General features: G+C 36.7%; 40 protein-coding genes, 1 tRNA gene and 2 rRNA genes (1 of these 43 only partly in view). 32 read left to right on the top strand and 11 right to left on the bottom strand.

Going from position 1 to position 24,652, the window contains the following annotated elements:
• The 5 genes from LEUM_RS08310 to LEUM_RS08290 all read left to right on the top strand — a co-directional run.
• Nucleotides 1–185, top strand: a 23S ribosomal RNA gene (locus tag LEUM_RS08310); it begins 2,731 nt to the left of the window's first position.
• A 98-nt stretch (nt 186–283) separates the two neighbouring features.
• Nucleotides 284–400 (top strand): 5S ribosomal RNA (gene rrf, locus LEUM_RS08305).
• Nucleotides 401–530: 130 nt separating this feature from the next.
• Entirely contained in the window at nt 531–965 is a 435-nt protein-coding gene (gene spx, locus LEUM_RS08300; protein ID WP_011680319.1) for a transcriptional regulator Spx, read from the top strand.
• Nucleotides 966–1,021: 56 nt separating this feature from the next.
• On the top strand, nt 1,022–1,729 hold the full coding sequence (locus LEUM_RS08295; protein ID WP_011680318.1) for an adaptor protein MecA: 708 nt from the start codon (nt 1,022–1,024) through the stop codon (nt 1,727–1,729).
• A 66-nt stretch (nt 1,730–1,795) separates the two neighbouring features.
• A complete protein-coding gene (locus LEUM_RS08290; protein WP_011680317.1) occupies nt 1,796–2,200 on the top strand; it encodes a rhodanese-like domain-containing protein in 405 nt (134 codons plus the stop codon).
• A gap of 28 nt (nt 2,201–2,228) precedes the next feature.
• On the opposite strand, the gene LEUM_RS08285 is transcribed toward LEUM_RS08290, so the two are convergent.
• Entirely contained in the window at nt 2,229–2,411 is a 183-nt protein-coding gene (locus LEUM_RS08285) for a DUF3042 family protein (protein ID WP_002815399.1), read from the bottom strand.
• Nucleotides 2,412–2,494: 83 nt separating this feature from the next.
• Here LEUM_RS08285 and LEUM_RS08280 point away from each other — a divergent pair, with 83 nt between their 5' ends.
• Both LEUM_RS08280 and miaA read left to right on the top strand, forming a co-directional pair.
• Nucleotides 2,495–3,238, top strand: a complete 744-nt coding sequence (locus LEUM_RS08280; RefSeq protein ID WP_011680316.1) for a glycerophosphodiester phosphodiesterase family protein — start codon at nt 2,495–2,497, stop codon at nt 3,236–3,238.
• Nucleotides 3,231–4,124, top strand: a complete 894-nt coding sequence (gene miaA, locus LEUM_RS08275) for a tRNA (adenosine(37)-N6)-dimethylallyltransferase MiaA (RefSeq protein WP_011680315.1) — start codon at nt 3,231–3,233, stop codon at nt 4,122–4,124. Before LEUM_RS08280 ends, miaA begins: the two co-directional genes overlap by 8 nt.
• A gap of 45 nt (nt 4,125–4,169) precedes the next feature.
• On the opposite strand, the gene LEUM_RS08270 is transcribed toward miaA, so the two are convergent.
• Nucleotides 4,170–4,997, bottom strand: coding sequence for a hypothetical protein (locus tag LEUM_RS08270; RefSeq protein WP_002815396.1), 828 nt, complete (start codon nt 4,995–4,997; stop codon nt 4,170–4,172).
• Nucleotides 4,998–5,358: 361 nt separating this feature from the next.
• On the opposite strand from LEUM_RS08270, the gene metK reads away from it, so the two are divergent.
• Both metK and LEUM_RS08260 read left to right on the top strand, forming a co-directional pair.
• Nucleotides 5,359–6,516 carry a methionine adenosyltransferase gene (gene metK, locus LEUM_RS08265; RefSeq protein ID WP_011680314.1) on the top strand — a complete coding sequence of 386 codons (1,158 nt, stop codon included), beginning with the start codon at nt 5,359–5,361 and terminating at the stop codon, nt 6,514–6,516.
• An 18-nt stretch (nt 6,517–6,534) separates the two neighbouring features.
• On the top strand, nt 6,535–7,494 hold the full coding sequence (locus tag LEUM_RS08260) for an ADP-ribosylglycohydrolase family protein (protein WP_011680313.1): 960 nt from the start codon (nt 6,535–6,537) through the stop codon (nt 7,492–7,494).
• A 17-nt stretch (nt 7,495–7,511) separates the two neighbouring features.
• Here the strand turns inward: LEUM_RS08260 and LEUM_RS08255 are convergent, their stop codons facing one another.
• Both LEUM_RS08255 and ppcA read right to left on the bottom strand, forming a co-directional pair.
• On the bottom strand, nt 7,512–8,423 hold the full coding sequence (locus LEUM_RS08255) for a diacylglycerol kinase family protein (RefSeq protein WP_011680312.1): 912 nt from the start codon (nt 8,421–8,423) through the stop codon (nt 7,512–7,514).
• A 97-nt stretch (nt 8,424–8,520) separates the two neighbouring features.
• Nucleotides 8,521–10,035, bottom strand: a complete 1,515-nt coding sequence (gene ppcA / locus LEUM_RS08250) for a phosphoenolpyruvate carboxylase (RefSeq protein WP_011680311.1) — start codon at nt 10,033–10,035, stop codon at nt 8,521–8,523.
• A 412-nt stretch (nt 10,036–10,447) separates the two neighbouring features.
• On the opposite strand from ppcA, the gene LEUM_RS08245 reads away from it, so the two are divergent.
• Together LEUM_RS08245 and LEUM_RS08240 are read left to right on the top strand one after the other, a co-directional pair.
• Nucleotides 10,448–10,519, top strand: a tRNA-Asn gene (locus LEUM_RS08245).
• A 433-nt stretch (nt 10,520–10,952) separates the two neighbouring features.
• The gene (locus LEUM_RS08240; RefSeq protein WP_010286910.1) at nt 10,953–11,342 is read left to right on the top strand and encodes a DUF805 domain-containing protein; all 390 of its coding nucleotides are present in this window, start codon (nt 10,953–10,955) and stop codon (nt 11,340–11,342) included.
• Between the two features lie 179 nt (nt 11,343–11,521).
• On the opposite strand, the gene LEUM_RS08235 is transcribed toward LEUM_RS08240, so the two are convergent.
• The 4 genes from LEUM_RS08235 to LEUM_RS08220 form a co-directional block, all read right to left on the bottom strand.
• Entirely contained in the window at nt 11,522–12,568 is a 1,047-nt protein-coding gene (locus tag LEUM_RS08235) for a site-specific integrase (protein WP_011680309.1), read from the bottom strand.
• Nucleotides 12,569–12,703: 135 nt separating this feature from the next.
• Nucleotides 12,704–13,456, bottom strand: a complete 753-nt coding sequence (locus LEUM_RS08230) for a hypothetical protein (RefSeq protein ID WP_011680308.1) — start codon at nt 13,454–13,456, stop codon at nt 12,704–12,706.
• Between the two features lie 66 nt (nt 13,457–13,522).
• Nucleotides 13,523–13,801, bottom strand: a complete 279-nt coding sequence (locus LEUM_RS08225) for a M3 family metallopeptidase (RefSeq protein WP_010289971.1) — start codon at nt 13,799–13,801, stop codon at nt 13,523–13,525.
• 12 nt (nt 13,802–13,813) lie between these two features.
• Nucleotides 13,814–14,149 carry a helix-turn-helix domain-containing protein gene (locus tag LEUM_RS08220; RefSeq protein ID WP_011680307.1) on the bottom strand — a complete coding sequence of 112 codons (336 nt, stop codon included), beginning with the start codon at nt 14,147–14,149 and terminating at the stop codon, nt 13,814–13,816.
• Between the two features lie 285 nt (nt 14,150–14,434).
• Here LEUM_RS08220 and LEUM_RS08215 point away from each other — a divergent pair, with 285 nt between their 5' ends.
• Nucleotides 14,435–14,677, top strand: coding sequence for a hypothetical protein (locus tag LEUM_RS08215; protein ID WP_010291746.1), 243 nt, complete (start codon nt 14,435–14,437; stop codon nt 14,675–14,677).
• A gap of 56 nt (nt 14,678–14,733) precedes the next feature.
• Here the strand turns inward: LEUM_RS08215 and LEUM_RS08210 are convergent, their stop codons facing one another.
• On the bottom strand, nt 14,734–15,075 hold the full coding sequence (locus LEUM_RS08210) for a hypothetical protein (RefSeq protein ID WP_010291755.1): 342 nt from the start codon (nt 15,073–15,075) through the stop codon (nt 14,734–14,736).
• Nucleotides 15,076–15,124: 49 nt separating this feature from the next.
• Between LEUM_RS08210 and LEUM_RS08205 the strand changes: the two genes are divergently transcribed.
• Together LEUM_RS08205 and LEUM_RS10750 are read left to right on the top strand one after the other, a co-directional pair.
• Complete coding sequence (locus LEUM_RS08205) at nt 15,125–15,340, top strand: hypothetical protein (protein WP_011680306.1); 216 nt, start codon at nt 15,125–15,127, stop codon at nt 15,338–15,340.
• Nucleotides 15,341–15,356: 16 nt separating this feature from the next.
• A complete protein-coding gene (locus tag LEUM_RS10750) occupies nt 15,357–15,503 on the top strand; it encodes a hypothetical protein (protein WP_011680305.1) in 147 nt (48 codons plus the stop codon).
• Here the strand turns inward: LEUM_RS10750 and LEUM_RS08200 are convergent.
• Nucleotides 15,481–15,690, bottom strand: a complete 210-nt coding sequence (locus tag LEUM_RS08200; RefSeq protein WP_010284703.1) for a hypothetical protein — start codon at nt 15,688–15,690, stop codon at nt 15,481–15,483. The two genes, LEUM_RS10750 and LEUM_RS08200, sit on opposite strands and share 23 nt — an antisense overlap.
• A 68-nt stretch (nt 15,691–15,758) precedes the next feature.
• Between LEUM_RS08200 and LEUM_RS08195 the strand changes: the two genes are divergently transcribed.
• The 4 genes from LEUM_RS08195 to LEUM_RS10740 are packed head-to-tail and all read left to right on the top strand — an operon-like array spanning nt 15,759 to nt 17,081.
• On the top strand, nt 15,759–16,001 hold the full coding sequence (locus LEUM_RS08195) for a hypothetical protein (protein WP_011680304.1): 243 nt from the start codon (nt 15,759–15,761) through the stop codon (nt 15,999–16,001).
• Between the two features lie 5 nt (nt 16,002–16,006).
• The gene (locus tag LEUM_RS08190; protein ID WP_011680303.1) at nt 16,007–16,726 is read left to right on the top strand and encodes a phage antirepressor KilAC domain-containing protein; all 720 of its coding nucleotides are present in this window, start codon (nt 16,007–16,009) and stop codon (nt 16,724–16,726) included.
• An 11-nt stretch (nt 16,727–16,737) separates the two neighbouring features.
• The gene (locus LEUM_RS10745) at nt 16,738–16,902 is read left to right on the top strand and encodes a hypothetical protein (RefSeq protein WP_010288419.1); all 165 of its coding nucleotides are present in this window, start codon (nt 16,738–16,740) and stop codon (nt 16,900–16,902) included.
• A gap of 11 nt (nt 16,903–16,913) precedes the next feature.
• The gene (locus LEUM_RS10740; RefSeq protein WP_010288416.1) at nt 16,914–17,081 is read left to right on the top strand and encodes a hypothetical protein; all 168 of its coding nucleotides are present in this window, start codon (nt 16,914–16,916) and stop codon (nt 17,079–17,081) included.
• Here the strand turns inward: LEUM_RS10740 and LEUM_RS08185 are convergent.
• The gene (locus LEUM_RS08185) at nt 17,068–17,295 is read right to left on the bottom strand and encodes a hypothetical protein (protein ID WP_011680302.1); all 228 of its coding nucleotides are present in this window, start codon (nt 17,293–17,295) and stop codon (nt 17,068–17,070) included. The genes LEUM_RS10740 and LEUM_RS08185 overlap by 14 nt on opposite strands.
• A gap of 125 nt (nt 17,296–17,420) precedes the next feature.
• Here LEUM_RS08185 and LEUM_RS08180 point away from each other — a divergent pair, with 125 nt between their 5' ends.
• The 14 genes from LEUM_RS08180 (at nt 17,421) to LEUM_RS08125 (ending at nt 24,612) form a co-directional block, all read left to right on the top strand.
• On the top strand, nt 17,421–17,627 hold the full coding sequence (locus tag LEUM_RS08180; protein WP_011680301.1) for a helix-turn-helix domain-containing protein: 207 nt from the start codon (nt 17,421–17,423) through the stop codon (nt 17,625–17,627).
• 92 nt (nt 17,628–17,719) lie between these two features.
• Nucleotides 17,720–18,058 carry a hypothetical protein gene (locus LEUM_RS08175; RefSeq protein WP_011680300.1) on the top strand — a complete coding sequence of 113 codons (339 nt, stop codon included), beginning with the start codon at nt 17,720–17,722 and terminating at the stop codon, nt 18,056–18,058.
• Nucleotides 18,059–18,060: 2 nt separating this feature from the next.
• Entirely contained in the window at nt 18,061–18,993 is a 933-nt protein-coding gene (locus tag LEUM_RS08170; protein WP_011680299.1) for a recombinase RecT, read from the top strand.
• The gene (locus LEUM_RS08165) at nt 18,972–19,628 is read left to right on the top strand and encodes a hypothetical protein (protein WP_011680298.1); all 657 of its coding nucleotides are present in this window, start codon (nt 18,972–18,974) and stop codon (nt 19,626–19,628) included. Before LEUM_RS08170 ends, LEUM_RS08165 begins: the two co-directional genes overlap by 22 nt.
• Nucleotides 19,629–19,767: 139 nt before the next feature.
• Entirely contained in the window at nt 19,768–20,601 is an 834-nt protein-coding gene (locus tag LEUM_RS08160) for a phage replisome organizer N-terminal domain-containing protein (protein ID WP_010294269.1), read from the top strand.
• Entirely contained in the window at nt 20,598–21,371 is a 774-nt protein-coding gene (locus tag LEUM_RS08155) for a DnaA ATPase domain-containing protein (RefSeq protein WP_011680297.1), read from the top strand. Before LEUM_RS08160 ends, LEUM_RS08155 begins: the two co-directional genes overlap by 4 nt.
• Nucleotides 21,372–21,526: 155 nt before the next feature.
• Nucleotides 21,527–21,703, top strand: coding sequence for a hypothetical protein (locus tag LEUM_RS10735; protein WP_010286726.1), 177 nt, complete (start codon nt 21,527–21,529; stop codon nt 21,701–21,703).
• On the top strand, nt 21,703–22,407 hold the full coding sequence (locus tag LEUM_RS08150) for a putative HNHc nuclease (RefSeq protein ID WP_010286729.1): 705 nt from the start codon (nt 21,703–21,705) through the stop codon (nt 22,405–22,407). The genes LEUM_RS10735 and LEUM_RS08150 overlap by 1 nt, the downstream gene beginning before the upstream one ends.
• A gap of 2 nt (nt 22,408–22,409) precedes the next feature.
• Complete coding sequence (locus LEUM_RS08145) at nt 22,410–22,595, top strand: hypothetical protein (protein ID WP_010286734.1); 186 nt, start codon at nt 22,410–22,412, stop codon at nt 22,593–22,595.
• A 119-nt stretch (nt 22,596–22,714) separates the two neighbouring features.
• Nucleotides 22,715–22,936: a hypothetical protein gene (locus LEUM_RS08140; protein WP_010292068.1), complete on the top strand. Its 222-nt coding sequence runs from the start codon at nt 22,715–22,717 to the stop codon at nt 22,934–22,936.
• Nucleotides 22,929–23,327 (top strand): hypothetical protein, encoded by a 399-nt coding sequence (locus tag LEUM_RS08135; RefSeq protein ID WP_011680295.1) that lies wholly within the window; start codon nt 22,929–22,931, stop codon nt 23,325–23,327. Before LEUM_RS08140 ends, LEUM_RS08135 begins: the two co-directional genes overlap by 8 nt.
• Nucleotides 23,328–23,329: 2 nt before the next feature.
• Nucleotides 23,330–23,770, top strand: a complete 441-nt coding sequence (locus tag LEUM_RS08130) for a hypothetical protein (protein WP_010292073.1) — start codon at nt 23,330–23,332, stop codon at nt 23,768–23,770.
• Nucleotides 23,767–23,934, top strand: coding sequence for a hypothetical protein (locus LEUM_RS10730; RefSeq protein ID WP_010292076.1), 168 nt, complete (start codon nt 23,767–23,769; stop codon nt 23,932–23,934). Before LEUM_RS08130 ends, LEUM_RS10730 begins: the two co-directional genes overlap by 4 nt.
• A gap of 255 nt (nt 23,935–24,189) precedes the next feature.
• On the top strand, nt 24,190–24,612 hold the full coding sequence (locus LEUM_RS08125) for a DUF722 domain-containing protein (RefSeq protein ID WP_010292079.1): 423 nt from the start codon (nt 24,190–24,192) through the stop codon (nt 24,610–24,612).
• Nucleotides 24,613–24,652: the final 40 nt, after the last annotated feature.

Here is a 24,652-nt window from a genome sequence, read left to right as displayed (position 1 = left end):
TGGGTAGCTATGTATGGATGAGATAAACGCTGAAAGCATCTAAGTGTGAAACTCGCCTCGAGATGAGATTTCCCATCTATTTAATAGAGTAAGACCCCTTAGAGATGATGAGGTAGATAGGCTAGAAGTGGAAGTTGAGTGATCAATGGAGCGGACTAGTACTAATAGGTCGAGGACTTAACCAAAGTCTAACGGATAGAAATATTCGAATAAGCAATTATGAGTGGTTTAGGATAGAAGAAGAATTTGTTACTATTTAGTTTTGAGTGGCTAACACTCAAGGTGTCGTGTCGATAGCATAGAGGACACACCTGTTCCCATACCGAACACAGAAGTTAAGCTCTATAGCGCCGAAAGTAGTTGGAGGATCGCTTCCTGCGAGGATAGGACGATGCGGTGCCGTACATAGAAAAGAAGTATCTCATTTGAGGTACTTCTTTTTTGTAAGTTGATTGTACCAGGTTCATGTACTTTGGTCAGTAATTACGGTATAATGTAATTACTAAGATTTTTGGGAGGTCAACATTCTTATGGTTACATTATTTTTATCACCGAGTTGTACCTCATGCAGAAAAGCGAAGCAGTGGTTGGAAGAACACAATATTTCCTACCTTGAAAGAAATTTAAGTAAAGAACCATTACGAGCAGAAGAAGTGAGTAAAATGTTGCGCTTAACTGAAGATGATACGGATGAAATAATTTCTAGACGTTCAAAAGTTTTTGCAAATTTAGATATGTGTTTAGAGGATCTTACTATAAATGGGTTGATTAAATTGATTGTGGAATATCCTTCATTACTTAAGCGACCAATAATTATTGATGATCGGCGCATGCAAGTGGGTTACAATGAGGATGAAATTCGTCGCTTTTTGCCACGGACTGTGCGGCAGCGCGAATTAATTCGTGCAACATATAAGGCTGACTTTGAGGAAGAAGCGAAGAACTTAGTTGTTGAAGAAGTATGAGATTTTTTTGAATGAAATATCAGCTCTGATCTATAAATTTTGAAAGGAATATTAATATGGAAAAGGAAAGAATTAATGAAAATACAATCCGTGTTATGATTGATAATTCTGATTTAAAAGATCGTGGAATTACTGTAATGGAATTATTAGGTAATCATGAAAAAATCGAATCTTTTTTTTATAATATTTTGTCTGAAGTAGATACTGAGCATGATTTTGAAGATGATGATCAAGTTTCGTTTCAAATTTTACCAAACCGTAATGGATTGGAATTATTCATTTCACGACTAGATGAAGAAAACAAAATTTCTGACATATTAGATAATATTACTAATTTTTCTAGTAAGCAACCGGCAAATATTGATAATATTTCTGACAAGAGACGTCAAGAATTGCGTCAATCAGATAAAGGAGATATTGTGAAATCAAAAGTATCTTCAAGTGATCATAAAGATGGTTCTCAAGAGAACTTTGAAAATACGCAAGTAATATTGGCGTTATCAGATTTTGAGAATGCTATTGCTATTGCGAATAGCCTTAAAATCGAAAATTTAGTTTCTGACCTATATTTGTATGAGGGTGCGTATTATTTAAATCTATTAGTTCCGGATCATTCTGTCAGTCAAGAACAATTAAAAAATGAATTGGCAATTGCTTTAGAATTTTCTCGTATCAGCCATGTTACACATGAGGTTCTGCATGAACATGGACAACTTATATTGAAGCATGAGGCACTTGAAAAAATTAAAAGTTTATTTTCTTAAACGCTACAAAGCGTTTTTTTTTGGTACAATTAAATAAGATTATTTAAGAGGTTAAAGAGGAAAAATATGAATAACATATTATTATTGGTAGCGACAATTGCATTTGCATGGATTCTGTTTTCATTTGCTGGTTGGCTTTGGGTGTTTGTCTCGGCAAAAATGCATGGGACATTGTTAAAGCCCATTGAATTTACTGAAAAACTAGAAGCCGATAATGGCCAAATTATTGACGTACGTGAAAGTACGTTGTATAAACGATCACACATTTTAGGATCTCGAAACATTGTTGCTATGAATTTTTTGCAGGGAAAATCTGGTTTGCGTAAAGATCGCGATATTTTTTTATACGATGATAACCTTCGTGACGCTGTGCGAGCTGCTAAATCATTAAGCAAACAAGGTTTTGAAAAAGATAAGGTTTTCATATTACGAGGCGGTTTTAATCGTTATGAAGGTAAAAAGACAAAATAAAAGAACTGCAATAGTGCGGTTCTTTTTCTTAGTATCGTGATTGATGTGCAGCAACGCTTCTTCTGATAGCTGCTTTAGAGACTTCATTGTACTCTTCTTCTGCCTTTTCAATAGGCTTGATGACTTTGTGACGATATACTAAAGCACTTCCAGCAACTGCAGCAGCTGTTCCAAAAGTTCCAATGATAACACCTAATTTAAATGATTTCATATTTTTTCCACTTTCTTAAGTTTCTTTAAGTACTATTATCAACCATTTCAGCGCATTTGTAAATAACTATGATTGGGTAAAACATGACAGAAATAATAGCACACCGCGGATATCGAATCGTTGCTCCAGAGAACACACTACCTGCTTTTGAGGCAGCCTTGGCATATGATATTGATATGCTTGAAACTGATGTACATCGTACTAAAGATGGGTATCTTGTAGTTATCCATGATGAAACAGTAGATCGAACAACCAATGGGACTGGTTTAGTAAAGGAACTAACTCTAGCAGAAATAAAAATGTTGGATGCAGGCAGTTATAAACAGCCAATGATGAATAATGTTTCAATCCCAACACTAGAAGAATTATTAATTTTTTTAAAAAATGAAAGGTTTAGTAAAACGCTACTTTTAGAAATAAAAACAGATCATATTGACTATCCAGGCATTGAGCAAGAAGTTCTAAATTTAGTGAATCAGTTTGATCCGACATATGGTATTACTTATCAAAGCTTCAATTTAAAATCATTAAAAATAATACGGAAGCTTCAACCTAATGCTAAAATCGCTGCACTAGTATTCTGGCCTTCGCCCAAAGTTTGGTGGTTAAAACTTATTGGTGTATTTAAATTTGTACATCCTGATATTAGAATACTAAAAAGAAAGCCAAAATTATTTTGGCGTATAGGATTGCCCATTCGCCCTTGGACGGTTGACAAGGAAGAAGATATGCGCGCTGTATTCAAAGCAAAATTACCAGGAATCATCACAAATCAAGTAGCGTTGGCCTGTCGAATACGTAAGGAGATACAAAAAGTTAATGAATAAAATAGTAGTGTTGACTGGGCCAACAGCCTCTGGGAAAAGCAGCTTATCTATTCAGATGGCACAACGTCTCAACGGTGAAATTGTATCAGCTGATTCGATGCAAATTTATCGCAACTTGGACGTCGGAACTGCCAAAGTGACTAAAGAGGAACAAAACATTGTTCCGCATCATTTAATTGACATTGTAGATTTAACAGCTAATTACTCTGTGGGCGATTTTATTATTGCTGCAGATAAAGTGATCGCTGATATCATTTCACGAGGAAAATTACCAATTATTGTGGGTGGCACTGGGTTATACGTTAAAGCTTTGTTAGGCTTTCAAGAACTAGAATACGCCGCAAGCGATACGGAAGAAGTGCATAAATTAAATGCTTATGAACTAGACAAATTAGTTGTAGAATTAAAATCTTTAGATATTAATCGTGCTCAAAAAGTAGATTTAAAAAACAAGCAACGCGTTATTAGGGCAATTCAAATTGCAAAATATGGGAAAAAAGATGCAAAATTAACACAACGGCCAAAGTATGATGCGTTGGTTATAGGCCTTGATTGGCCCCGTGAGCTACTTTATGAACGTATCAATCACCGTGTTACACAAATGGTTCAAGATGGCGTGTTGAAGGAAGCACAGACAATTCTGGACGCTGGCGGGGAAAAACTACAATCAGGGAAGGCCATCGGTTATAAGGAGTTTTTCCCTTACTTACGCGATCAGGTAACTTTGGATAAAGCTATTAATCAACTGCAACAAGATTCTAGGCGGTACGCAAAGCGACAATTAACCTATTTGCGTCATCAAATACCTGGATTAGTCTGGCTAAAAGGACAGACGGCTGAACTTAGGTTAACAGAGATGATTGAAGGCTGGTTATCATTGAAGTAATATTGGTATTTGTAAGCAAAAAAAGAACACGTCTGTGTTCTTTTTTTAATGATATAACAATAACATTGAGAAAGCTTGTAATAAGATATAGCCCATATTCTGCCAATTACCCAACTTAGCCTTCATAAACTGTAGTACAAAAGCCAATAAGCTAAAAAGTACAACAAAGATAGTGCTGACACCAACATGATGGCTGAACAATACAACCCAGAATAGACCAAGTGTTAAAATACTCAATTTCCTACCATCGGGATTTGGCATTAAGATGGGATTGAAATAGAAAATAAAGCTAAAAAACATGGGTAATAATTGCAAAATAAATTTCTCGGTTACAAAATTATTTTGTACATAAAAAATAGCAATAGGCACTGTGAACGTCGCTAGAACGGCCAGTAAAATTAATCCTAGAATATTTTGTAAACCAAGCCAGAGTTGTTGAACGATGACTAAGAAGACACATAAGAGTAATAATAGGACGAATATTTCATGTCTTGATTGAATTAATGAACTAAATGTGAACAAGCTACCAACAGCAAAAAAAATATAACTAATCAGACTACGGAAGTTCTGAGTCATCATAAGCGCCATACCCACTGCTATTGCTATTGTATAGCAAAATAATGGTGCAATTTGCCAAGTAATGGAACCTTGAAGAGATTGGGTATGGAGTAGGGGTAATCGCCACCAAATAATATTTAGGGAAATCACGATTACAGACAGTGGTATCCAAAAACGGCGGTCACGAAAATGTATCGGATAAAAATTTTCAAAACTTCGTTTGTCTTGAGCATCATTGCTTAAGCGTCGGGGCATTGAACGGCCATCTGGCAGGCGATGGGCCATATTTGATTGTTGAAAATAATCTTGTTCCATGACTAATATTGTACCGTAAATTTGAATTGTAAAGTTGTCGTTTTGATAACGACATAGTTACAGATGAAATATTTTAAACGTTATTTGCTTTTTAATGAACCATTTGATATGATTGTCTATACAATTTAAAACAGCTATCAAGAGTAGGCGAGTGATACAGCACAATGACCCTGCACCAACCGGCAAAATAACGAAAAGCAGCTACGAGAGTGTATTTTCATCAGTTTTGACATGGTGGTCCATCTGTACAGATAGTCGTCACGTTAGCGCGTTCGACTATGCTTGTCGAACGCGCTTTTTTATGCGACTCTTAGCTTTTTATTTTGATTCAAAGGTGACGACCAAACGTAGGAGAGTATTCATGGCAAAGTATTTCACATCGGAATCAGTTTCTGCTGGGCATCCAGATAAGATAGCTGATCAAATAGCTGATGCTATTTTAGATGCAGTTCTCGAACAAGATCCGAAAGCACGTTCAGCGGTTGAAGTGACTACTTCAACAGGAGATGTATCCATTTTTGGTGAATTATCCACGAATGCTTATGTTAATATTCGCAAAATCGCGACAGATACAATTCGTGAAATTGGATATAATCATGCTGAACTAGGATTTACTGCCGATTCAGTTAACGTTTCTAATAAAATTGTTGAGCAATCAGGGGATATTGCACAAGCTGTCGATAATGCAGAAGATGATCCAGACCAACTTGGAGCTGGTGATCAAGGTATGGTATTTGGCTATGCTACTAACGAAACAGACAGTTATTTACCATTGACGTTGGCTTTGTCGCATCGTTTAATGCGCAAGATTCGTGATGCACGTGAAAACGAAATTTTACCATATCTAAGACCGGATGCTAAAGGTGAAGTAACAGTTGAATTAGATGATAATGATAAAGTTAAGCGCATCGCTGCTGTGGTCCTTTCAACACAACATGATGACGAAGTCACACTAGAGCAATTGCGAGCTGATATTCGTAAACATGTCATTGATGAAGTATTACCACAAGATTTGGTAGACGAAGACACGATTTATTATATTAATCCATCTGGAAGATTTGTTTTAGGTGGGCCACAAGCCGATTCAGGATTAACAGGACGTAAAATTATTGTGGACACTTATGGTGGTGCTGCCCATCATGGTGGCGGTGCCTTTTCAGGTAAAGACGCTACAAAAGTGGATCGTTCTGCCGCTTACTATGCTCGTTATGTTGCAAAAAACATGGTTGCGGCTGGGGTCGCTGATAAGTTGGAATTGCAAGTATCATATGCAATTGGTGTTGCACGCCCTGTATCACTGAATGTTGATTCATTTGGTACAGCCAAAGTTTCTGAAGAAAAAATCAATGAAATTATAACTAAATTGTTTGACTTCAGACCATTAGCTATTATTAACAACTTAAATTTGCGTCGTCCAATCTATAAGCAGACAGCTGCATTCGGACATTTCGGACGTACGGATATCGATCTTCCTTGGGAATCATTAGATAAGGTGAAAGAAATCAAAAACTTACTTTAATTCATGATAAAATGAAATATGGTTAAAAAAGGATCGACAATTCAATTTTTGTTGAAAGGAATGGCTGTAGGCGAAAGTATTGCCTATTTGCCAGTTCGTGAACAGGAAAAATTGTTACGAGGTGAGTCAGATCATGAGCTGAGATGGGGTACCCAGACAAGCTTGGCACTGACAACAACCGCTAGTTTATCACGAGGTTATCAGTTAGCAGATGTAATGATTCATCTGCAAAACTGGTACAAAAAGCGCCAATATGCACCAATGGGAACAATTCAAGATGTGGATGTTGTGACCAAGCAGGCGTTAGAAAACTATACTAAAAATAGAGACATATTGGCAGCAGGAATTGGTACTGATGATGCTGATAGTGAAAATATACTATCACGTATGCTGCCAGTATCTCTCTATTTATATCATCAAGTAGGGGTTTCTTTTATTAATGATGAACCAGCCATGCTGATGTTACATAGAATAGCGGGTTTAACGCACAATGACGAAGGTGCTCTGGTCAGTGTGGGGATGCTCAGCCTTATTGTCAGTCAAATATTGGACGGGCATTTGATATCTGATGCCGTAGAAAATGGATTAGCATTTGGATTTGAGTATTATTCTCGCCACCAAGTTTTTGTGAATGAACTGACTGCGTTTTATGATCTCAATCTACCTGATTTTTCAAATATACCAGCTGATAAAATCGAATTAAATGGTAAAGCTTCGCCAACATTGGAGGCGGTTATTTGGAGCTTGTTGAATAGTGATAGTTACACGCAAGCAGTTGAAAAATCTTTGATTCATGGTCATTCTAACAGCATTGTACCCACCCTAGTTAGTGCAATTGCTGCAATATATTATAAAGATGATTTAGTATTAGAATTTGGACAAAATCTTGTTTCAAAACGTGTGATTACGACGGTAATTGGGCAAGCTGAACGTTCATCAAGATTCAATCTATTAAATAAACCCACTAACTTAGGTTAGTGGGTTTATTTTGCAATTTAAATCCAAAATGGGTAAGACTGTTGATCAACATTAAATGAAAAACTACCATTTCCAAGTAGTCCGCCATCAATATGTCCAGGTTGAATATCGTGAACATGAATAGCATCTCCAGGGGATAGGTTAACGTGATGTATGATGTTTGATCTTAAATATTTATGATTGAAAATAATACCCGTGACAAATTGCATCATCTTCATTTTCCTAAGCACAATAATTTCTATCGAAGTTTCTGGCAGGTTGCCAGTAGTAGATGTTGCAGTTGCTTTGTTTTTTAAGGTTAGTAGGAAGGAGTTTGGTAGTTGCAAATATTCCGAGCAAGCGTTAATCGTTACAGGAAAACTTTTCTGATTAAAGAAGGCTTTAGTGGTCAAAAAATGATTCTTTAATACGTTAAGTTTGAATGGACTGGTATTTTTAATACTATTTTTCTTGTATTCGGTTAGTGCAGTATCAAAACCAATGCCAACACTACTAATAAAATATTTGGTCTGCTGTTTGGGTATATCACCACAGATTTTGCCAATATTTAAAAATTTAGGATGATGAATTTGCTGCAATTGAGGTAAGATGTTTGTCTTATCTTTGAGATGGAGCGCGGGTGTAAAATTAGTATGGAGATCCAAAGGTATATAACTAATAGGAAGTTGATGTTGGCGCTCGACACTAAGTAGTCCATTTAATACTGCATTCAAGGTGTTGTCGTTGCCAAGTACTAAAATAACATGATTTGATGATTCATCCGGTAGGTTTTTGGCCAGTTTTTTTGCTATAAAAGTTATTTCTGCGTCAAATGTAGCCTCATACCACGAAGAAAACTTCAGTGAATTTTTCACGTGAGAGACAAAATCTGCAGATTGTATATCTTGGTGTTTATCTTGTACTATATTAATAATGTGGAAATCTGGCATATTTTGACTCTTGCTTTCAAACAAATTAGTATCATTGTATCAAAATTTCAATGTTAAGGCGAACTGAGAGCAAATAAAAAAAGCCTGTTTAGGCTTTTTATCCAAGGAAGTGTCGTAATTGTGCCATGCGGTTAATAAGGGCTGTAATGGCAACTGGAGCACCATCTTTAAATTGCACTACTTGAAGTGCAATTTCAGCATGTTGTTGTTCTTCGCGCGTTTGAGGACCAATTTCAAACTTGAAAATACGTTGCATGATGAGAATATCTTCTTCAACTTCGGCCCAAGCAGAATTTTGAGTTTTTAGAATTTGCAAAGCATCCATATTAACGAAGCGTGCTAATTCATTAAAGTCTTTGCTCATGCTAGGATATGAGCGAACAAATACGCTCAAATGATCAGCATCTAAATGCTTCAATGCGCGCCCAAAACCAATAAATTCTGGTGGGACACCGACTGAGTAGAATGAGCCAGTGAAGTTAATGGCCCTTGGTAATTCGATGCCATCAACTGAACGTGAATATCCAAGAACACCAACGTGTTGACGGCGATCACGACGCTTTGGGAACGCCTTGAAAATCGCTTGCATGCTAGGAACCAAATTGTCTAGCGTATTAGAATAAAACTTAGCGGACTCTTCAGCTATCTCAGTTAAAATCTTTTGATCATCAAGAGAAATTTTTAATGGTTCTGCAACAGGCAATTTTTCTTTTAATTCAGCGATGCCTTTTTGCACTTCTTCAATAGGAAAGTCGTAACGGAATGCTGATTGAACAGTTGCTGTGCGTACTCCTGGAAATTCTGTTACGTAGCGATCGATGCGGTGTGGAGATAAACCACCACGGAAAATTGCTGATCCGGTTCCTGAAATTGGGAAAATTTCAATGTTTTCTTCTTCAGCAAACTCATGAAGTCGCGCAATTGCTAGTTTGTTACCGGTAATTGAACTCATAAATCCAGCTGTTAAAGCAGAATCCGATCCGGCTAAGAATACACGCATATATTTTGGTCGGAAGCCAAAATGTTCTTCGTGGAGGTTTAAATACTCCTTTAAAATTTCAGGTGCATGTAATTGCGTTTCAAAATCCTCAAAAAGAGGGATCATTTCAATATAGGGTGTGTTTTTATCAGAGCGAGTAAATTCTGCTGATTTGAAGTTTGCTAATTTTTCAAACAAAACTTGCATTTTCAAAATTTGGTCTGCACGCTGTGCCATTGGCAGAATAGCTTCAAATAATGGTCGAGAGAATCCAAGATCATGGGCGAAGTCTTCAGAACTTAAGAAGGCAGTCATCGCTTGCATTAAGTTGTAGCCTTTTTCTTCCCAAATATTAGGGAAACGGAAAGTTAAAAACTTGTCACGACCGATTTGATGATCTTTGAAATAATCATACTCTGTGCTAAACAAGCGATCAATGACAGCTGCATCAGCATGTTTACCTTCCCAATCCCACATATACTCATCGACATTTAATTCATTAAAGTTTTCAAATGCTTCACCGGTTTCTCGATAGGCACTGATAAATGGTTGCTGAGAACTTTCCCAGAATGGCGCATTAGCATTATCTGGATGTTGCGTTCCCATGATTGAAGGGATTTTACGTGATGTCATGATAGCTCCTTAATTTGTACTGATGATATTGTAACATACTGACAAACGACAAGCAGAAATAATGTCAGCTTTTTTACGAATAATTAAGTTAAATGATCCTTAATGTTCGAAAATTGCGGGGATAAATTTCCGATACAAATTAATCATAGTATTTTTGAGAAACGTTCATCTTGATAAGTAACCTAACATTTTTTAGAATAATTGTTAAAGTAGTGGCTATACTAAAATAGTAATGTTTGTTCACAACATTACTACCCCCAACAGACGATTGAAATTAAATTCCTCGATATAGTCCTGTCTGTTGGGGATTTTTTATTATTAAAATTGTATTATGAAAGTACATATTTTTTTCTGAAAAATATGTTGACAACTAATAATTAATACATTATAATTTAATCATTGTTTATTTCATTGCTCCATAGTTCAGTGGTAGAATAACGCACTGTTAATGCGCAGGTCCTTGGTTCGAATCCAAGTGGAGCAGTTAGTAAAAAGCCAACTCACAATTTGTTGAGTTGGCTTTTCTGGTCATTTGAGGTGGTTTATATATCATAAATGTAAGCGTTTGCAATCGGAGCGTTTATATGCTATACTACGTATATAGATTAGGAGGAAGTCCTAATAACAATGCGAGTTGTTGAAGTTATCCTTAACGATAACGGGAATGGGTTTCTTTCAATCCAGGAGCAGTTTACTCAGCGTTTAGGCTAGAAATGTTGATGGTGCCTGATAGCTCTATTTCAGCAGATGCTTAGATGAGAAAATAATAATTTACCCAGTGTAAGCTTTGGAAATTGTTGTTTGAGAGTAAGCTGCTTTTTATATTGTCAACATATTCTAGCTTGATTCTCTAAATTAACTTTTTTCCAAAAAGAGTGTTATCATTGATTGATGATGAGAGAAAAGGGGGAAATCATATGATTAATGCTTATCGTGAATTTTGGACAAAAATGTTTTCTTGGCATGCAACGGCAACAAGGACACAGTACTGGGTACCGTTAATTGTCAATTATTTTTTGGGTGGAATATTAGTTAGCATCTTGGAAAATATGCAAGGTCATTCAATTGAAGATATCTACACTGTTGGTGACTTGTCTACTAATTTGACAACAAGAATCGTCATGATAATTGTGTGGATTGCTACTTTTACTTTGAAAGCACGCCGTCTGCACGATACAAATCGAAGTGCTGGTTGGATATTTATTGATTTGATTCCGATTATCGGAAATATTTGGTTCTTTATTTTAATGATTTTACCAACGACACCGGAATCACGTTGGACTTTGAATCAAAGTAATGTGAATTAGTAATAATTTTGTGAAATAAAAAAACACCTAGATTATTTTCTAGATGTTTTTTATTTAAACCAAAATTAGCATTGGCATAATCATTGGTTTGCGAGCTGTTTCTTTGAATAAGATTTAGGGGTACTGGTACATAAGGTTTTTAGATACCCTTGTAGTAAAACTGTAGTAAATATCGAAAATTATAGTGAATTAAGAAGCGTGATAGTGTGTGAAATTTCCTTATTTCGCTTCACTTGTAAGAGGTGTAAATACGTCTTTTGAGTGATAGAAATATCTTTGTGACCCAGTCTTTCACTAATATATTCTACAGCAACACCTTGAGAAATTAACATAGAAGCATGACTATGTCTTAGTCCGTGGAAAGTAATCCTTTTGGGGATGTCTAATCGTGTTAATATTCTTTGTAATTCACGATTAACACTGGATTGCTGACGATCAAATAATCTTTCATTGTTGTCTTTGGATAATGTAAGTAAGTAATCCGTTAACCATCCCGGAACGTCTACAGTCCTGATTGAACTAGGAGTTTTAGGCTCTTTTACAATATTCAAACGTTCTTCATAAGATTTGCTGATATTGATTGTTCTATTACCGATGTCATTAGGAGTAAGGGCTAATACTTCTCCTAAACGAGCACCTGATAAAGAAGCTACCAACATAATGTCATGGGTAGGTTCATGGTTTTCTTTTAGATATTCTATAAAGCGCTTGAAGTCAGCATACTCTAAGAATTTCAGTGAGTTATCCTTGGCGTTAGTACCATGTGGTTTTGCTCTTTCAAAAGGGTTAACTTTTATTATTCCATCAGCTACAGCGTCTTTCAATATTCCGCTTAAATGTCCTTTGACTTTTTGACTAGTGGCAAGAGAGTGGGAGAGGCCGTACTCGTTTAAAAATTTTTGCGCATCGTGACGGGTTACTTGATCTAATGATGTATTTTCAAAGTATTCGCTAACAGCTTTCAAAGTCATTTCATAACCAACATGAGTTGAACGTGACACGTCTGTTTTATATGTATCAATCCAGTCACTTATATAGGAAGAAAGGAGTTGTGACGGTTTAAAATCAATATCGACATCTATTTTAGAACCTTCTGTTTTAATAGCCCATTGATTTGCTTCAGTTTTTGTTTTGAAACCTGATTTAGTTTTCTTTTTATATCCGCCTTGATAAGGGACGGATACACTAACGGTAAATGTTTTACCTCTTTTATATATTGAAGCCATACAAAAATCTCCCTTAAAAAGAGGGCTTATATCTGTTATAATCTAATAGAACGCCCCGTGCGTTTGTAGTATACTTTTAGCACACCCAGTGAACTTTTGCAGGTTGGGGTGTGCTTTTTTGTCTTGTTTTAAATACTATTGGAAGTCTTTAGGTTTGAACTGGTTATCCCATGCGCTTGTTCTAGCTATTTCGTTGCCGTTGTTATCGCATAAAACCACGTACGGCTTCATTTTGTGCGCAGTATCTAAATCAAACATTTTCTCTATTTTATTTTGTTCTTTCGTTGACGCTGCAACTTCACTAAACAAAGTACCTGCTGCCATACTTTGTGCTGATTGAGCAACTTTTAGTCCTTCTGATTTGCTCAAATTTTTCATTGCATCTTCAGTGAAATATATCTTTATTGCGTCTGTTCCTGCATCATAGTAGACCATTTTTGATATACTTTTCGACCATGCAAAAACATCATTTGGTGTTCTGGTTTCACCGTTTGGTAAAGGCTTGCCATTTTCATCAAGGGTGCCATTCGCGAAGCCTTGGTCTTCCGTCAAGTGTTTGAGTAGTGCAGAGTTGATTCTCGACTTCAAAGGTTCCGTTTTTACGCTAGGACTACTTTTTGAAGATGAGCTATTTTTTGAAACGCTGCTAGAAGAATTTTTAACAACTTTTGAATTGCTTTTTTCGCTGGAAGACTGTTGCGACTTTGTATTTTTTTCCTTTGATTGATTTTTTGCGCTCGAGCCTATCAACATAAACGAAATAACTGCAACGATTAGTATATACCAAGTTTTTCTGGTAGTCTTACCGTTGGAATTTTTATCCTTTCTCCGTGCAATAAAAAACCAAATTAATGACGCAAAGAATATTAGTACAAATAGTGACGACATACGAAATCTCCCAATCTCTCTAGCTTTTTAATGTGGACGCTTAGCACATAATAATTAAATTATACCTTAGATGTTAAAATGATTTGATACATATTCTGCTTGTTTTTCAGCTAACATTGTTTTCATTGACCACCTTTTGTCATCGCCATACATACTGAATAAAGCGTGACCCGCCTCGTGAAAAATAGTATCTATCTGTTGCCATTCAGGTTGCAAAATATTTACGAAGATAATAACTTCGTTCCCAACTTTGTTCACTTCTCCGTAGTACCAGTGGTGTGGGACTTCAATTCCAAAAAAGGTGTAATCAGGGAATTTATCTATATAAAATTCTACGTTCGTCATACATCGTGAGCCTCACAATCTTCTTTTTGAGAGTTTTGCGATTTCGACGAGTTTTTTTATTTGCTCAATATCTTCTTTTGTTGCTTGAGGATCAATGAAATAGGCAACTTGCTTTTGGGGCTCTGTTAAATCATCTGAAGAAGTTGGATTCATGTCATCGGTTCGTTCCATTAAATAATCGACAGACACATGTAAAAAGTCAGCAGCTTTATTAATTGTTGACGGTTTTGGCTCATGCACGTCCCATTGATAAATCCCAGATTTTGAAATTCCAATCTCTTTTGCTAGTCTTTCCATAGAAATTCCACGTTTTTTTACAGTATCTTTTGTTCTTGATAATAGCGTCATATAAGTCTTTTCTCCATATCCATACAAGAAAAGTCTAAAAAGTCAGAATTAAGTGTTGCAAAGTCTAACTAGTTGTACTATACTAATTCTTGTAAGTTAGTTACTAAGTTTTAAGCAAAACAAAAACACCTACAAATTTATCTATCTTGGCGGAGTGATAAGGTTAGTAGCCCTTTGTTTATGCTTGTTTACTATGTCATTATAGTCTAACTTGTTAGACTTGTAAAGCTAAACTTACAACTAATTATATGAAACTTACTAAGTTTTGTAGGAAAGGAGAGAGATATGGTTGAAACAATAACTAGGGAATACCAATACTTATATTTCTATGTTGACGGCAACAAAAAAATCCCCGTTGTGACAGGCGCAACTAGAGATTTGAATTTAGCTATTTTTCCGCATAAGGGACTAGTTCGAAAAATATTTGACGATTTCAACATCAAAGCAGACTTATTTGTTTGGATTGATGGTACTGAATTTTTAGTTAAGAGAAATGAGGAAATTACATGTCGTTTAAAGAATATTTGATAAAAAACAAAGGGGCAATGATAACGATAATTATTGTTGATGTCATTGTTGGATTCTTACTTGGAATTTTGTCCAACTAAAAATCCGATGACGTACCCAGCGCCTGATGAAATTAGTGAAACAACTAGAGGGTACCAAAAACTTGTCAAAAAACGATCGAATCTGTTTTGTCTATCCTGTGAAAAATAAACACGTCCGTTTGCTCGAGATTGTGAGCCAAAATCACCATCACCATAATCGATTGTCTTAATAAAATCGTGAGCGGTAAGAAATTTAAGGTCTGCAACTTCTTGTGAAGATAGCTTATTTTTATCGGTAAAAAACATCCACTCTCCATCAGGGATTTGATTTATTCTTTTTAAAAGTTTTTCGGCAGATTTGTGTAATTTGATTGGCATTGCGCTAATTTCCTTTTAGATAAATTCTACCACACAGAAAGGAGGCAACATGACAGAACAAATGATTGTGGACGTAGCAAAAATGTTCAAAAAGCGCGTCAAAGACGGTCTATTCGACCGAGATATGACCCAACGTGATCTAGCTAATGCGGTTGGTGTTACTGAAGCAGTATTGAGTTTAGCTATTAACACCTACGCCATCAACAAGCAATCACGAGAGGTACGAGCCAAAGTTAGACAGCTGTTGGATATTCAAGACATTTAGAAAGGAAGTAAGAAACATGGCGTATAACGCAGGCAAAACAAAAACAGCCCAATTAATTGAGAGCGAAGATGTCGCTAATATAAAAATACGACTTAAATACGCTAAACACGAACTTGAACTGCCAGATGATTACACAGTAATTATTGTACCGAAGTATCAATAAGATAATATTCAAAAGCCTGAATTGCAACAGTTAAAACTTCTCCAGTTAAGTTAGAAGGCAATTCATCAACAGATGTAACTTTGTTGAAAGTATCAATAGCATTTTCACTGATCATGTCATTTGCTAAATCACCTATTGGTCTATCAACATCTTTAAATTCAGCTAACCAATCTCCAAATTTTATCATTGTGTTTCTCCTTTCATGTCATTAACTAAAGGATAGCACAAAACAAACATTAGAAAGGAAGTGATCGGATGGTAACGCAGCTACTTGCAAAACTAGATGAAATCATAAAGTTTTTCCACAAGAGTCAATTACCAGAAATCATGGATAAAACAGAGTTGGCTCAGTTTCTAGGAGTTGGCATCAACAACGTTAATAAATATATCTATTCAGATGGATTTCCTTATATCGAACAACCAAATATGAAAGATGGTTATCCAAAAAAGGCAGTTCAGGAATGGATAGATTCACACACAAAATTTTACGGAAGGTAAACAACATGGAAGAAATTATCAAGATTGATACAACTCAATCGGGAGAACAGTTTGTTAATGCGCGAGACTTGCACAAGGCGTTGGAAGTAAAAACTCAATTCAACAAATGGATTGAACGAATGATTGAATATGGATTTGTAGATGGTACGGACTTTTGGTCTTTTTTGTCCAAAACCCCAAAAGGCGGTCGCCCAAGCATTGAATACAATCTAACAATTAGCACAGCAAAAGAAATTGCAATGTTACAACGTAACGAAAATGGTAAACAAGTGCGTAATTACTTTATCCAAGTCGAGGAGCGTTACAAGGAATTAGCAAGTGATCCATCTTATCAAATGGCATTGGGTTTGAAAGCTTCACAGCAACTACTTGAACACAAAGACAAAATCATTGCTGAAATGAAACCCAAAGCATTGTTCGCTGATGCAGTGAGCGCAAGTCAAACAAGTATCTTGGTTGGCGAACTAGCCAAGCTGTTGAAACAGAATGGAATTGATACAGGAGCTAATCGATTGTTTACCTGGTTGCGTGAGAATGGCTATCTAATTCGCCGTAAGGGAACAGACTACAACATGCCAACTCAAAAGAGCATGGAAATAGGATTGTTCGAAATCAAGGAACATAACCATATCAATGCAAATGGGGTAAACGTAACAACTAAGACACCAAAGGTAACTGGTAAGGGACAGCAATACTTTATTAATAAGTTTTTGCAAGCTGCATAAGGAGGAATGACATGTGGTTTTTACAAGTAATAGCAGTAGCGATCGTGCTAGGCGTAGTTTTCGCAGGTGGCATGATACAAGGTGAGTCACAAGAGCGTGAGCATCAACGTAATAAGCACCGCTTGGAACGTATGGGTGGCACAGATGGTAGCACCAAGTACATGCGGGTTAAATAAGGAGAAGAACAATGGGAAAAGAAATTAATGAATTAAAAAAAGAAATTACCAATTTAAAGCAAGAGGTAATTTCTTTAAAAACAAATATCGAAGTGTTGCGTGGTACATCGGTAATAAACCAAAATTATACTGATTCAAAAATTACTGAGTTAGAGCAAAAATTAATTACTCGAACTTGATCATTCCGTTTGGAATAATTGTTGTTTTGTATCCGTTTTCTGTAGCGGATTGAATAATTTCTTTGGTGTTCATGACATATTTATCTGGATCAATGTAGACGATTGTTGGTTCTTTTGATTTACTGCCTTGTGAAAAATTTTGTTGCAAAAATCTATCAAGATCTTCCCACGTTTGTGTTGGGTCAACATGCTGAGGTTTTGGTCTTAGTCCCATTGTAATTCTCCTTCTGTATCCTTTGGGATAATCGGATACTCTCAAATTTACAAACGTCAGTTCGCATTAACCGAACGTCTGTAATTACATTGTATTGCTTATAGATAATAAAACAAGGACGGAAAATGACCTTGAAAATTAATGAAAAAATAGATGAAAAACTAAATAGGATCAACAAAACCTGGTATTGGTTATCTAAAAAATCCGGTATTTCGCTAGGAACTTTATACCCAATCAAATCAGGCGCCAGAACACAAATAACGTTTTCCACCATGGAAAAAATAGCTGATGCACTAGATGTCAGCTTAGATGAATTTAGAACAAAAAAATAAGCGCCTAACTGCTGGAACAGTTAAAGCGCTAGATATAAATTATTGGAATGAAATTTATATCTCGATTATAGCAAGAAACGAGGTAAATGCAAATGGTAGTGACATTACCCGAACCATATCAACCACGAAATGATTTTGAGCATGATTATTTTGAGGGAAAAGAAGCCTTTCCGTTTCACGAGAAATGTTTGTATGTTTATGCATTAAATAATACAGATGAAGCCGACTTTATGTGGATGACTTACGAAGAATTGCAAAAAGAATGCTACTTCGTTTATGTGGTCAAAGTTGGAACAAAAGAAGTCGTTTGTGCCGGTGAAGCACTTGGCACGTATTTGGAAAAGAACTGCCTAAACGGTGTTTACAAGGGAATATTAACGCCTTATAGCACGTATGGCGAAGAAGCAATTAAAGAATTGGAGTGGAAGTAATTATGGCAAATGAAGTAGCGCAAGTTCAAAAAATTATTAACAGTGACAAGATGCAAAAGCATTTTGAAGAAATACTGCAGGACAACGCAGCCGGTTTCTTAAGCGGATTGTCAACGGTTGTGGCATTAAACCCAGACTTAGCAAAAACAAATATGAATGACCTAACAAACGCTGCAATGCGAGCAGCCATTCTTGATTTATCTGTCTTGCCAGACCTTGGTGAAGCCTATGTCATTCCGTATGGAAAGCGAGCAAAGGTAGATGGTAAGTGGGTAACCAAAGATGTTAAAGCTCAGTTCCAACTAGGCTATCGAGGAATTATCAAGCTTGTACAAAATACCGGACGTGTTGGTCGTTTGGGTGGAAGTGTTGTGTATGAGGCTAACAAGCCACATTACAACTATGTATTTGATGAATTCACAATGGAAAATGAAAACTATGATCCATACGTAGACGGTGAAAGTCCAGTAGCTGGATACTTGGCATTTTATTACTTAGATGGTGAACGTATCGTCAAATATTGGCCAATTCAACGAGTGATTAACCATGCTACGAAATTCAGTCAAACTTATAAGGGTCCAGACCATAAAGATCGTTACGGTAAAACACCACAGACCCCGTGGTATACAGACTTTGATGCAATGGCAATTAAAACCGTGATGAAAGACTTACTTAAGTTTGCTCCTAAGACAACTAAGGTTGCGCAAGCTATTGCCGAAGATGATAAGAATGAGCGTGAAGCACGTGATGTTACTCCGGAAACAGAAGAAATCACTCCTGAAGAGCAAAACGTTGAACCAGAAATTATTGACAATCAACCAGCAGAAAAAAGCGATAATCCGTTTTCTGGAGTTGATACAGGTGATGCGCCTAATCCTTTTGCTGAAAAGAATGAGACTTCGGAGGACGTGAAATGGGTGAGCCAAAAACAGTAATGCCATTGATTAGTTTTGAAAACGGTGTGGCACAAAACTGGAACGATTTACGAGCAACATTGGACGGTGTCGAAGTGACCACCATTAGTAGCAAGGTAGATGCTCAAAGTATGGCTGCTTTGAAGAAAGATATGAAGCAAGTATCTGACTTAATCAAGAAATCAGTGAAGCAAAATGTTAAGGATTATGAACAAGAATTAACTGAGCGCAATGGCGGGTTATTCGCTGTTAAGGATACTGCTGATTCAATTATTGAGGATATTACGGAAGAACAAAATACGTGGAATGTTGGCCGTCTAAAGCAATTACAACCAGTGTTGCAAAAAGAAATTGATGAACGTAATGAATCGTATCAACTTAAAACACCATTGACCATTAAGGCTGACTGGTTAAAGATTAGTAATTTCACTGCTACTGGTAAACCAACTGGAGCGCTAACGAAGTTATTGAATCTAGAGTTTGTTCAAGCCAAAGCATTGGAATCTGAACCACCCAAGTTAACAGAAGTTCAGGAAGTAAAAAAAGCGATTAAATATGAGTTCTCGAAAGTTTGGGACGATATTCAAGATGACGACATTTACACCGGTAAAGATTTCAAACAAATGCTTTCTGAAATCGCCAAACAATTAAATTAAGGTCGATATGACCCGATCATCGTCACTAAACTGATTAACCCAGTGAAAAGAGTTTAAGTCGCTCGATTCGTTGATGTTCATTCGTATGATGACGATGTGGCGTAACCACACGAAAGGGTGTGAAGCCCAAAGGAGAAACATGGCAGATAACAAACAGGAAGAAAAGCGATATTTTTGGATAAAAATTCGGCAGGATTTCTTCACTGACCCTTATATTAAATTACTTAGAAGAATGGCTGGTGGAGACACCTATACAATTATTTATTTAAAAATGCTAGTCAAGAGCGCTGATACAAACGGCACTATTTATTTCCAAGGTGCAGGGCAAGATTTAGCAGAAGAGTTGTCTCTGATGTTAGATGAAGGTGTAGAAGATGTGCGAGCATTACTAGCCTACTTAGAAGCCAAAAAATTAATATTACACCCAGATTTTACAGAGGATATTTATTTAGTTGCAACGCCTGATTTGACAGGTTCTGAAACGGGTTCAGCTAAAAGAGTTCGAGAATTTAGAGCACGACAAAAACAAAAAACGTTACAAAGTAACAGTGATGTAACAACCTGTTACGACAGTAAGAGTAAGAGTAAGAGTAAGAACATAGAGTTAGAACAAGAGTTAGACACAGAGAAAGATACGCCGTACTCAAAAATAGTATCACTGTTTGAGAATAACGGTTTTGGTTCTGTTGGTGGTATTACTTCACAAAATATTCAAGATGAGTTAAGAGACTTTGCTGATAATTCAGATGTTGATGAAGCAACTAGAATATTGGAAAAAGCTATTGAAATTGCAGTCAATAATGGAAAAAATTCTTTCTCATACGTTTGGGGTATTACAAAACGTTGGTATAACAGCGGTATTTTCACTATTGAAGCATTGGAAGCGGAAGAAAAAAAGCGAACTTTTAGCAAAGGATATGGAAACACAGCTAAGAAAGAAAAGATTGAAAACGGAGGTTATGGAACAAGATGAATAGCCTCAAGGAAATGTTAGAAAACGATGAACGATTTGCCAAGAACAAGGTTAGCGATGAAGAATTGCAAGCATGGCGTGAAAAAGTAGAACGTGAAGACCAGGAACGAGTTCGTCAAGCACTGTTTAATAACAGGGCACGTATCTACAAGCGAGATAGCGTGTGGGGAACTAGCGGTGAGCAGACGTTCACATTTCAGAAGTGGAACCCAAAAGTGCAACCTAATCAAAAGTTAGCCCATGACATTTGGAAAAAGTCAGCAGATATCACTAAGAGAATGTTTGATAGTAATTTCAACGTTCTGTTCTACGGTGAAGCTGGTACTGGTAAAACAGCCATGGTGTTAGCAATCATTGATGCACTGAAACAACACTCGAATAAGTTGAGTATGTTTGTCAGCGTTATGGACTTACGAGAACTGATTATGTATGACTTCAATGACAATGAAGCAGCTATCAAGATAAAAAACATTGAGCGATCAATGCGTGAAGTTGATGTGTTGATACTTGATGACTTTGGTTCTGAAGCTGGTGGTATGAAAAACGAAGGTAGTGCCACTGAGAGATTGCAGCAGTTCTGGTTTCGAGTTGCTGAGGCAAGGCAAGTGAAAGATAAAGACGGCAATAAGCGTTACAGCACTATCGTGACCACAAACAATGATAGAGGCGATTTGGAGCGCATGTACAACAAGAAGATTGTGAGCCGACTTATTACAAAAAAAGCAGAGAACACGGTTGTGTTTGACGGATTGGGCGATGTCAGAGAATGAGTTATCAAATGATTTGTACAGAAAACGACAGAGTGATTATGCGAGACCCGAGAGTGTTCACGAAGTTTGATGATGTGGAGTACGCATTAGCAAAGCGCATGTGCGTTGACAGTGAACCTTGGAATTGGGGTATAGAGGAAATTTGAGGTAAACAGATGAGTGAAGTATTTGGATATAAAACTAAACACGTGTATTTTCACGGCACAAAGCCTGATTGCATGAAATATATTAATGGCTTGAAGAAAATTGTTAGAAGTCCCAAGACGAAAAAGGAATCAGAAGTATTTGGGTTTGATGAACCGTTATTGGTTCGTAAGGTAGTCGACGAATAGTGACTGAATTATTTGGACAAGTGAATAAGCTAGATCCAAACAAAGGGTTAGTCACATTGCGAATGAGCGATGATGATTTGCACACATTGCAGAAGTATCACGCAACTAATCAGCAACAAGTTCTGTCAGTGATAGCTAGTGATGATAATGAGCCAACACCAAAACAGCGCAGATTTGCGTTTGCACTGCTTAATGACATTTGGTTGTCACAAGTAGGCGGAGCGTGGTTAGAAACCGTAGAAAGCACAAGAAGACACTTTTACGGCACGTACGAGTATTACCACGGATTAGACTTTGGTGAATTTAGCCTGAGCGCAGTCAAGGGCAACAAGTCAGATACAAACGAGTTCATCAACATGTTATTAGATTATGCAGTTTTGCATAACATCAGCTTGAGTGTGAAGCCGTTGAATGAATTAGAGCCACAGGAAATAGCGCACTGGGAATATCAGTGTCTGATGAACAAGTGTTGCGTGATATGTGGCAAGAGACCAAGTGACTTGCACCATTTAGACACGATTGGTCAAGGGGTAGACAGGCGCAAGACTAACCATTTGAAGCACAGAGCCGTGCAATTATGCCGTATCCATCATCAGGAGGCGCACTCTTTAGGAATTGAGACATTCTTACAGAAACACCACCTAACAGGTATCAAGATAGATGAGCGCATAGCAGAGGTTCATAGATTAAATACAGGAGATTAACAATGGGAATCAACAAAAACACAACATCAATTAGCGGGTTAATCAAAATGCTTCAAAAATATGAAGACCGACAATCTATTGACATGTTTGTTAAACATGACGCTGGCGGAATTGATAGGCCGATAACTCAATTTCAGTTAGTAGATGACGAAAGAGAGAACGTAAAACTAATCGTTAAAGATTATTAATGTCGCAGAAGTAATTTAAAGCATTAAACACTGTTTAGGGTATAAATACACTAAACCACATTTGAAACGTCAAATAAGACGGTTTCTGTGGACGTGAGAGCAAATGAAAAGGAAGGGATATGGCTACTAGGATAAAACCGAAATCAGGACGAATTTGGGCATTGTACAAAGGTGATGAATTTATTGCAGATGGAACACCTGCTGAGATCGCCAGAAAGACAGGTAAATCATTTGATACTTTGATGTTCATGACGCGACCGTCATATGTCAATAGATTTGTATCTGACAAGAAATACAAAACCAAAGGGAGGTTAGAAATGGTCGAGTTAGAAGATGACTAACAATAAAATTTATTTCAATATCGAGCAGTACCGAGATAAAACTTTGAATAAGTATATAAATGCAGAAAGAACGAATAGATATGCAGGTTCCGGATTGAAAAAGAAGGGAACTTTATATGCTAAAAGAATAGTTGAACAAGCTATGGTTGATGGTATTATATTTAATTGGCCTTGTAAATTGAAATTTGACTGGTACTTAGCAGACGGACGAATTGACCCTGATAATTGGGATTTCATAAAAAAATTCATATTTGATGGCATGCAAAAGGCTAATGTTCGAGGGGTGACGTTTTTAGGGAACGACAATATCAAACACATCAAAGGATATGATCATGATTTTTATATCGACAAAGATAACCCGCGATTGGAGATATACGAACTGGAGAAATAATAATGACGAACTATGCAGCTGAATTTTGTTACAAGGAAAGAAAATTCGGATTTGATATGGCTGCCGAGTGGATGCAGTCAAAATTAAAAATAGAACCAGGCGGTGAAAATTCAAGCCACTGGAGCGATAAACAAACGGAAACATTAATTTCTATGCTCGCTGAAGGTAAAGAATTCAAGGCAATTGCGAACGCGATTGGTAAAACCACTGTTCAAATATATGCCAAGCGCAGAAAGTTAATTGAAAAAGGGCTCGTGAAAGCGCCAGAAGAAACCCCGTCAGAAGCCAAGCAAAAACGAGTAGCGAAGTTTAAAAAGTTGAGGAAAGCTGGCGTTACGGACGTTCATGAAATCGCTAAACAAGCTGGCTGTAATGAATCATCGATATATAGTTATGCCAAAGCAATGGGTTATGAAATTAATAAAGGTAAGGTAATTTTATGAGAAAACTACAAATCACAGGACTGACAATATGTGTCTTGCTAATGATAGTTAGTGTTATCGCTGGATTGTTCATGGTCATTAATTTTGAATTAGCGTTGACATACGTAATTATTTTCAGCCTTGATGCAGCTATGTTTTATGTATCCATGAGGAAGGGTGATTAATGAACGAATGGCACAAGAAATTCACAGTCATTGAAATGCTTTATAAGTGTAGATAGGCTAGTATTAATACTTGTATGAAAATACCAAATACCGAAATAATTTTGGTACCGTGACTATGGATAAGAAATCCAATTATTAAAGTAATTGATAAGAAAAAAATCATTGAATATATCAAAATGTAAAGTATAAGTTGTGTCATATATATTAAATTGACCTTTTATTTTTTGGTAATTATATCATTAAAAGGAGCGGAGTGTGGCAGATAGAATAGACAGATACCTAAGCGACTATTATTCGGGTGTAATCGACATGCAGATTAAGCTACGTAAGATAGAATTGCAGACACCTGAAACGGTAGATGAAAATATAGGCGGTGGCACTGCTCAAAATAAAGAGAACCGAGTTCTGGATAATCAGTTGATTATTGAAGAAAGTGATTATGCGTTACAGTCCTTTATCCGTGACAAGTGGTGCATGTCTAACTTTTTGAAGATACTCACTGAAGAAGAAAGAGCCATGCTATCCTTGCGATATGATCGTAGACGCAAGCGTAGTTGGAGTCAGGTAGCTAGAATGCTTTCTAAATCAGAGAGCCAGTGCCACAGAGATTTGCAGAATATTAAGCAGATATATCGAAAGTCTGTATTTGCTTATCAGCCTGTGGATAACTCGGAGTAGCGAAAACATGCGAGTTTTTAGACAGTTTTTGACCTAAAAA

It is taken from the genome of Leuconostoc mesenteroides subsp. mesenteroides ATCC 8293 (assembly GCF_000014445.1).
GTDB lineage: Bacteria > Bacillota > Bacilli > Lactobacillales > Lactobacillaceae > Leuconostoc > Leuconostoc mesenteroides.
The sequence above is the reverse complement of the archived record's forward strand: the minus strand, read 5'-3'. Positions and strand labels throughout refer to the sequence as shown.

What these genes read in the sequence shown, in the direction of transcription:
- spx (WP_011680319.1), top strand. Translation starts at nt 531, where the DNA reads ATGGTTACATTATTTTTATCACCGAGTTGTACCTCATGCAGAAAAGCG.
- LEUM_RS08295 (WP_011680318.1), top strand. Translation starts at nt 1,022, where the DNA reads ATGGAAAAGGAAAGAATTAATGAAAATACAATCCGTGTTATGATTGAT.
- LEUM_RS08290 (WP_011680317.1), top strand. Translation starts at nt 1,796, where the DNA reads ATGAATAACATATTATTATTGGTAGCGACAATTGCATTTGCATGGATT.
- LEUM_RS08285 (WP_002815399.1), bottom strand. Translation starts at nt 2,411, where the DNA reads ATGAAATCATTTAAATTAGGTGTTATCATTGGAACTTTTGGAACAGCT.
- LEUM_RS08280 (WP_011680316.1), top strand. Translation starts at nt 2,495, where the DNA reads ATGACAGAAATAATAGCACACCGCGGATATCGAATCGTTGCTCCAGAG.
- miaA (WP_011680315.1), top strand. Translation starts at nt 3,231, where the DNA reads ATGAATAAAATAGTAGTGTTGACTGGGCCAACAGCCTCTGGGAAAAGC.
- LEUM_RS08270 (WP_002815396.1), bottom strand. Translation starts at nt 4,997, where the DNA reads ATGGAACAAGATTATTTTCAACAATCAAATATGGCCCATCGCCTGCCA.
- metK (WP_011680314.1), top strand. Translation starts at nt 5,359, where the DNA reads ATGGCAAAGTATTTCACATCGGAATCAGTTTCTGCTGGGCATCCAGAT.
- LEUM_RS08260 (WP_011680313.1), top strand. Translation starts at nt 6,535, where the DNA reads ATGGTTAAAAAAGGATCGACAATTCAATTTTTGTTGAAAGGAATGGCT.
- LEUM_RS08255 (WP_011680312.1), bottom strand. Translation starts at nt 8,423, where the DNA reads ATGCCAGATTTCCACATTATTAATATAGTACAAGATAAACACCAAGAT.
- ppcA (WP_011680311.1), bottom strand. Translation starts at nt 10,035, where the DNA reads ATGACATCACGTAAAATCCCTTCAATCATGGGAACGCAACATCCAGAT.
- LEUM_RS08240 (WP_010286910.1), top strand. Translation starts at nt 10,953, where the DNA reads ATGATTAATGCTTATCGTGAATTTTGGACAAAAATGTTTTCTTGGCAT.
- LEUM_RS08235 (WP_011680309.1), bottom strand. Translation starts at nt 12,568, where the DNA reads ATGGCTTCAATATATAAAAGAGGTAAAACATTTACCGTTAGTGTATCC.
- LEUM_RS08230 (WP_011680308.1), bottom strand. Translation starts at nt 13,456, where the DNA reads ATGTCGTCACTATTTGTACTAATATTCTTTGCGTCATTAATTTGGTTT.
- LEUM_RS08225 (WP_010289971.1), bottom strand. Translation starts at nt 13,801, where the DNA reads ATGACGAACGTAGAATTTTATATAGATAAATTCCCTGATTACACCTTT.
- LEUM_RS08220 (WP_011680307.1), bottom strand. Translation starts at nt 14,149, where the DNA reads ATGACGCTATTATCAAGAACAAAAGATACTGTAAAAAAACGTGGAATT.
- LEUM_RS08215 (WP_010291746.1), top strand. Translation starts at nt 14,435, where the DNA reads ATGGTTGAAACAATAACTAGGGAATACCAATACTTATATTTCTATGTT.
- LEUM_RS08210 (WP_010291755.1), bottom strand. Translation starts at nt 15,075, where the DNA reads ATGCCAATCAAATTACACAAATCTGCCGAAAAACTTTTAAAAAGAATA.
- LEUM_RS08205 (WP_011680306.1), top strand. Translation starts at nt 15,125, where the DNA reads ATGACAGAACAAATGATTGTGGACGTAGCAAAAATGTTCAAAAAGCGC.
- LEUM_RS10750 (WP_011680305.1), top strand. Translation starts at nt 15,357, where the DNA reads ATGGCGTATAACGCAGGCAAAACAAAAACAGCCCAATTAATTGAGAGC.
- LEUM_RS08200 (WP_010284703.1), bottom strand. Translation starts at nt 15,690, where the DNA reads ATGATAAAATTTGGAGATTGGTTAGCTGAATTTAAAGATGTTGATAGA.
- LEUM_RS08195 (WP_011680304.1), top strand. Translation starts at nt 15,759, where the DNA reads ATGGTAACGCAGCTACTTGCAAAACTAGATGAAATCATAAAGTTTTTC.
- LEUM_RS08190 (WP_011680303.1), top strand. Translation starts at nt 16,007, where the DNA reads ATGGAAGAAATTATCAAGATTGATACAACTCAATCGGGAGAACAGTTT.
- LEUM_RS10745 (WP_010288419.1), top strand. Translation starts at nt 16,738, where the DNA reads ATGTGGTTTTTACAAGTAATAGCAGTAGCGATCGTGCTAGGCGTAGTT.
- LEUM_RS10740 (WP_010288416.1), top strand. Translation starts at nt 16,914, where the DNA reads ATGGGAAAAGAAATTAATGAATTAAAAAAAGAAATTACCAATTTAAAG.
- LEUM_RS08185 (WP_011680302.1), bottom strand. Translation starts at nt 17,295, where the DNA reads ATGGGACTAAGACCAAAACCTCAGCATGTTGACCCAACACAAACGTGG.
- LEUM_RS08180 (WP_011680301.1), top strand. Translation starts at nt 17,421, where the DNA reads ATGACCTTGAAAATTAATGAAAAAATAGATGAAAAACTAAATAGGATC.
- LEUM_RS08175 (WP_011680300.1), top strand. Translation starts at nt 17,720, where the DNA reads ATGGTAGTGACATTACCCGAACCATATCAACCACGAAATGATTTTGAG.
- LEUM_RS08170 (WP_011680299.1), top strand. Translation starts at nt 18,061, where the DNA reads ATGGCAAATGAAGTAGCGCAAGTTCAAAAAATTATTAACAGTGACAAG.
- LEUM_RS08165 (WP_011680298.1), top strand. Translation starts at nt 18,972, where the DNA reads ATGGGTGAGCCAAAAACAGTAATGCCATTGATTAGTTTTGAAAACGGT.
- LEUM_RS08160 (WP_010294269.1), top strand. Translation starts at nt 19,768, where the DNA reads ATGGCAGATAACAAACAGGAAGAAAAGCGATATTTTTGGATAAAAATT.
- LEUM_RS08155 (WP_011680297.1), top strand. Translation starts at nt 20,598, where the DNA reads ATGAATAGCCTCAAGGAAATGTTAGAAAACGATGAACGATTTGCCAAG.
- LEUM_RS10735 (WP_010286726.1), top strand. Translation starts at nt 21,527, where the DNA reads ATGAGTGAAGTATTTGGATATAAAACTAAACACGTGTATTTTCACGGC.
- LEUM_RS08145 (WP_010286734.1), top strand. Translation starts at nt 22,410, where the DNA reads ATGGGAATCAACAAAAACACAACATCAATTAGCGGGTTAATCAAAATG.
- LEUM_RS08140 (WP_010292068.1), top strand. Translation starts at nt 22,715, where the DNA reads ATGGCTACTAGGATAAAACCGAAATCAGGACGAATTTGGGCATTGTAC.
- LEUM_RS08135 (WP_011680295.1), top strand. Translation starts at nt 22,929, where the DNA reads ATGACTAACAATAAAATTTATTTCAATATCGAGCAGTACCGAGATAAA.
- LEUM_RS08130 (WP_010292073.1), top strand. Translation starts at nt 23,330, where the DNA reads ATGACGAACTATGCAGCTGAATTTTGTTACAAGGAAAGAAAATTCGGA.
- LEUM_RS10730 (WP_010292076.1), top strand. Translation starts at nt 23,767, where the DNA reads ATGAGAAAACTACAAATCACAGGACTGACAATATGTGTCTTGCTAATG.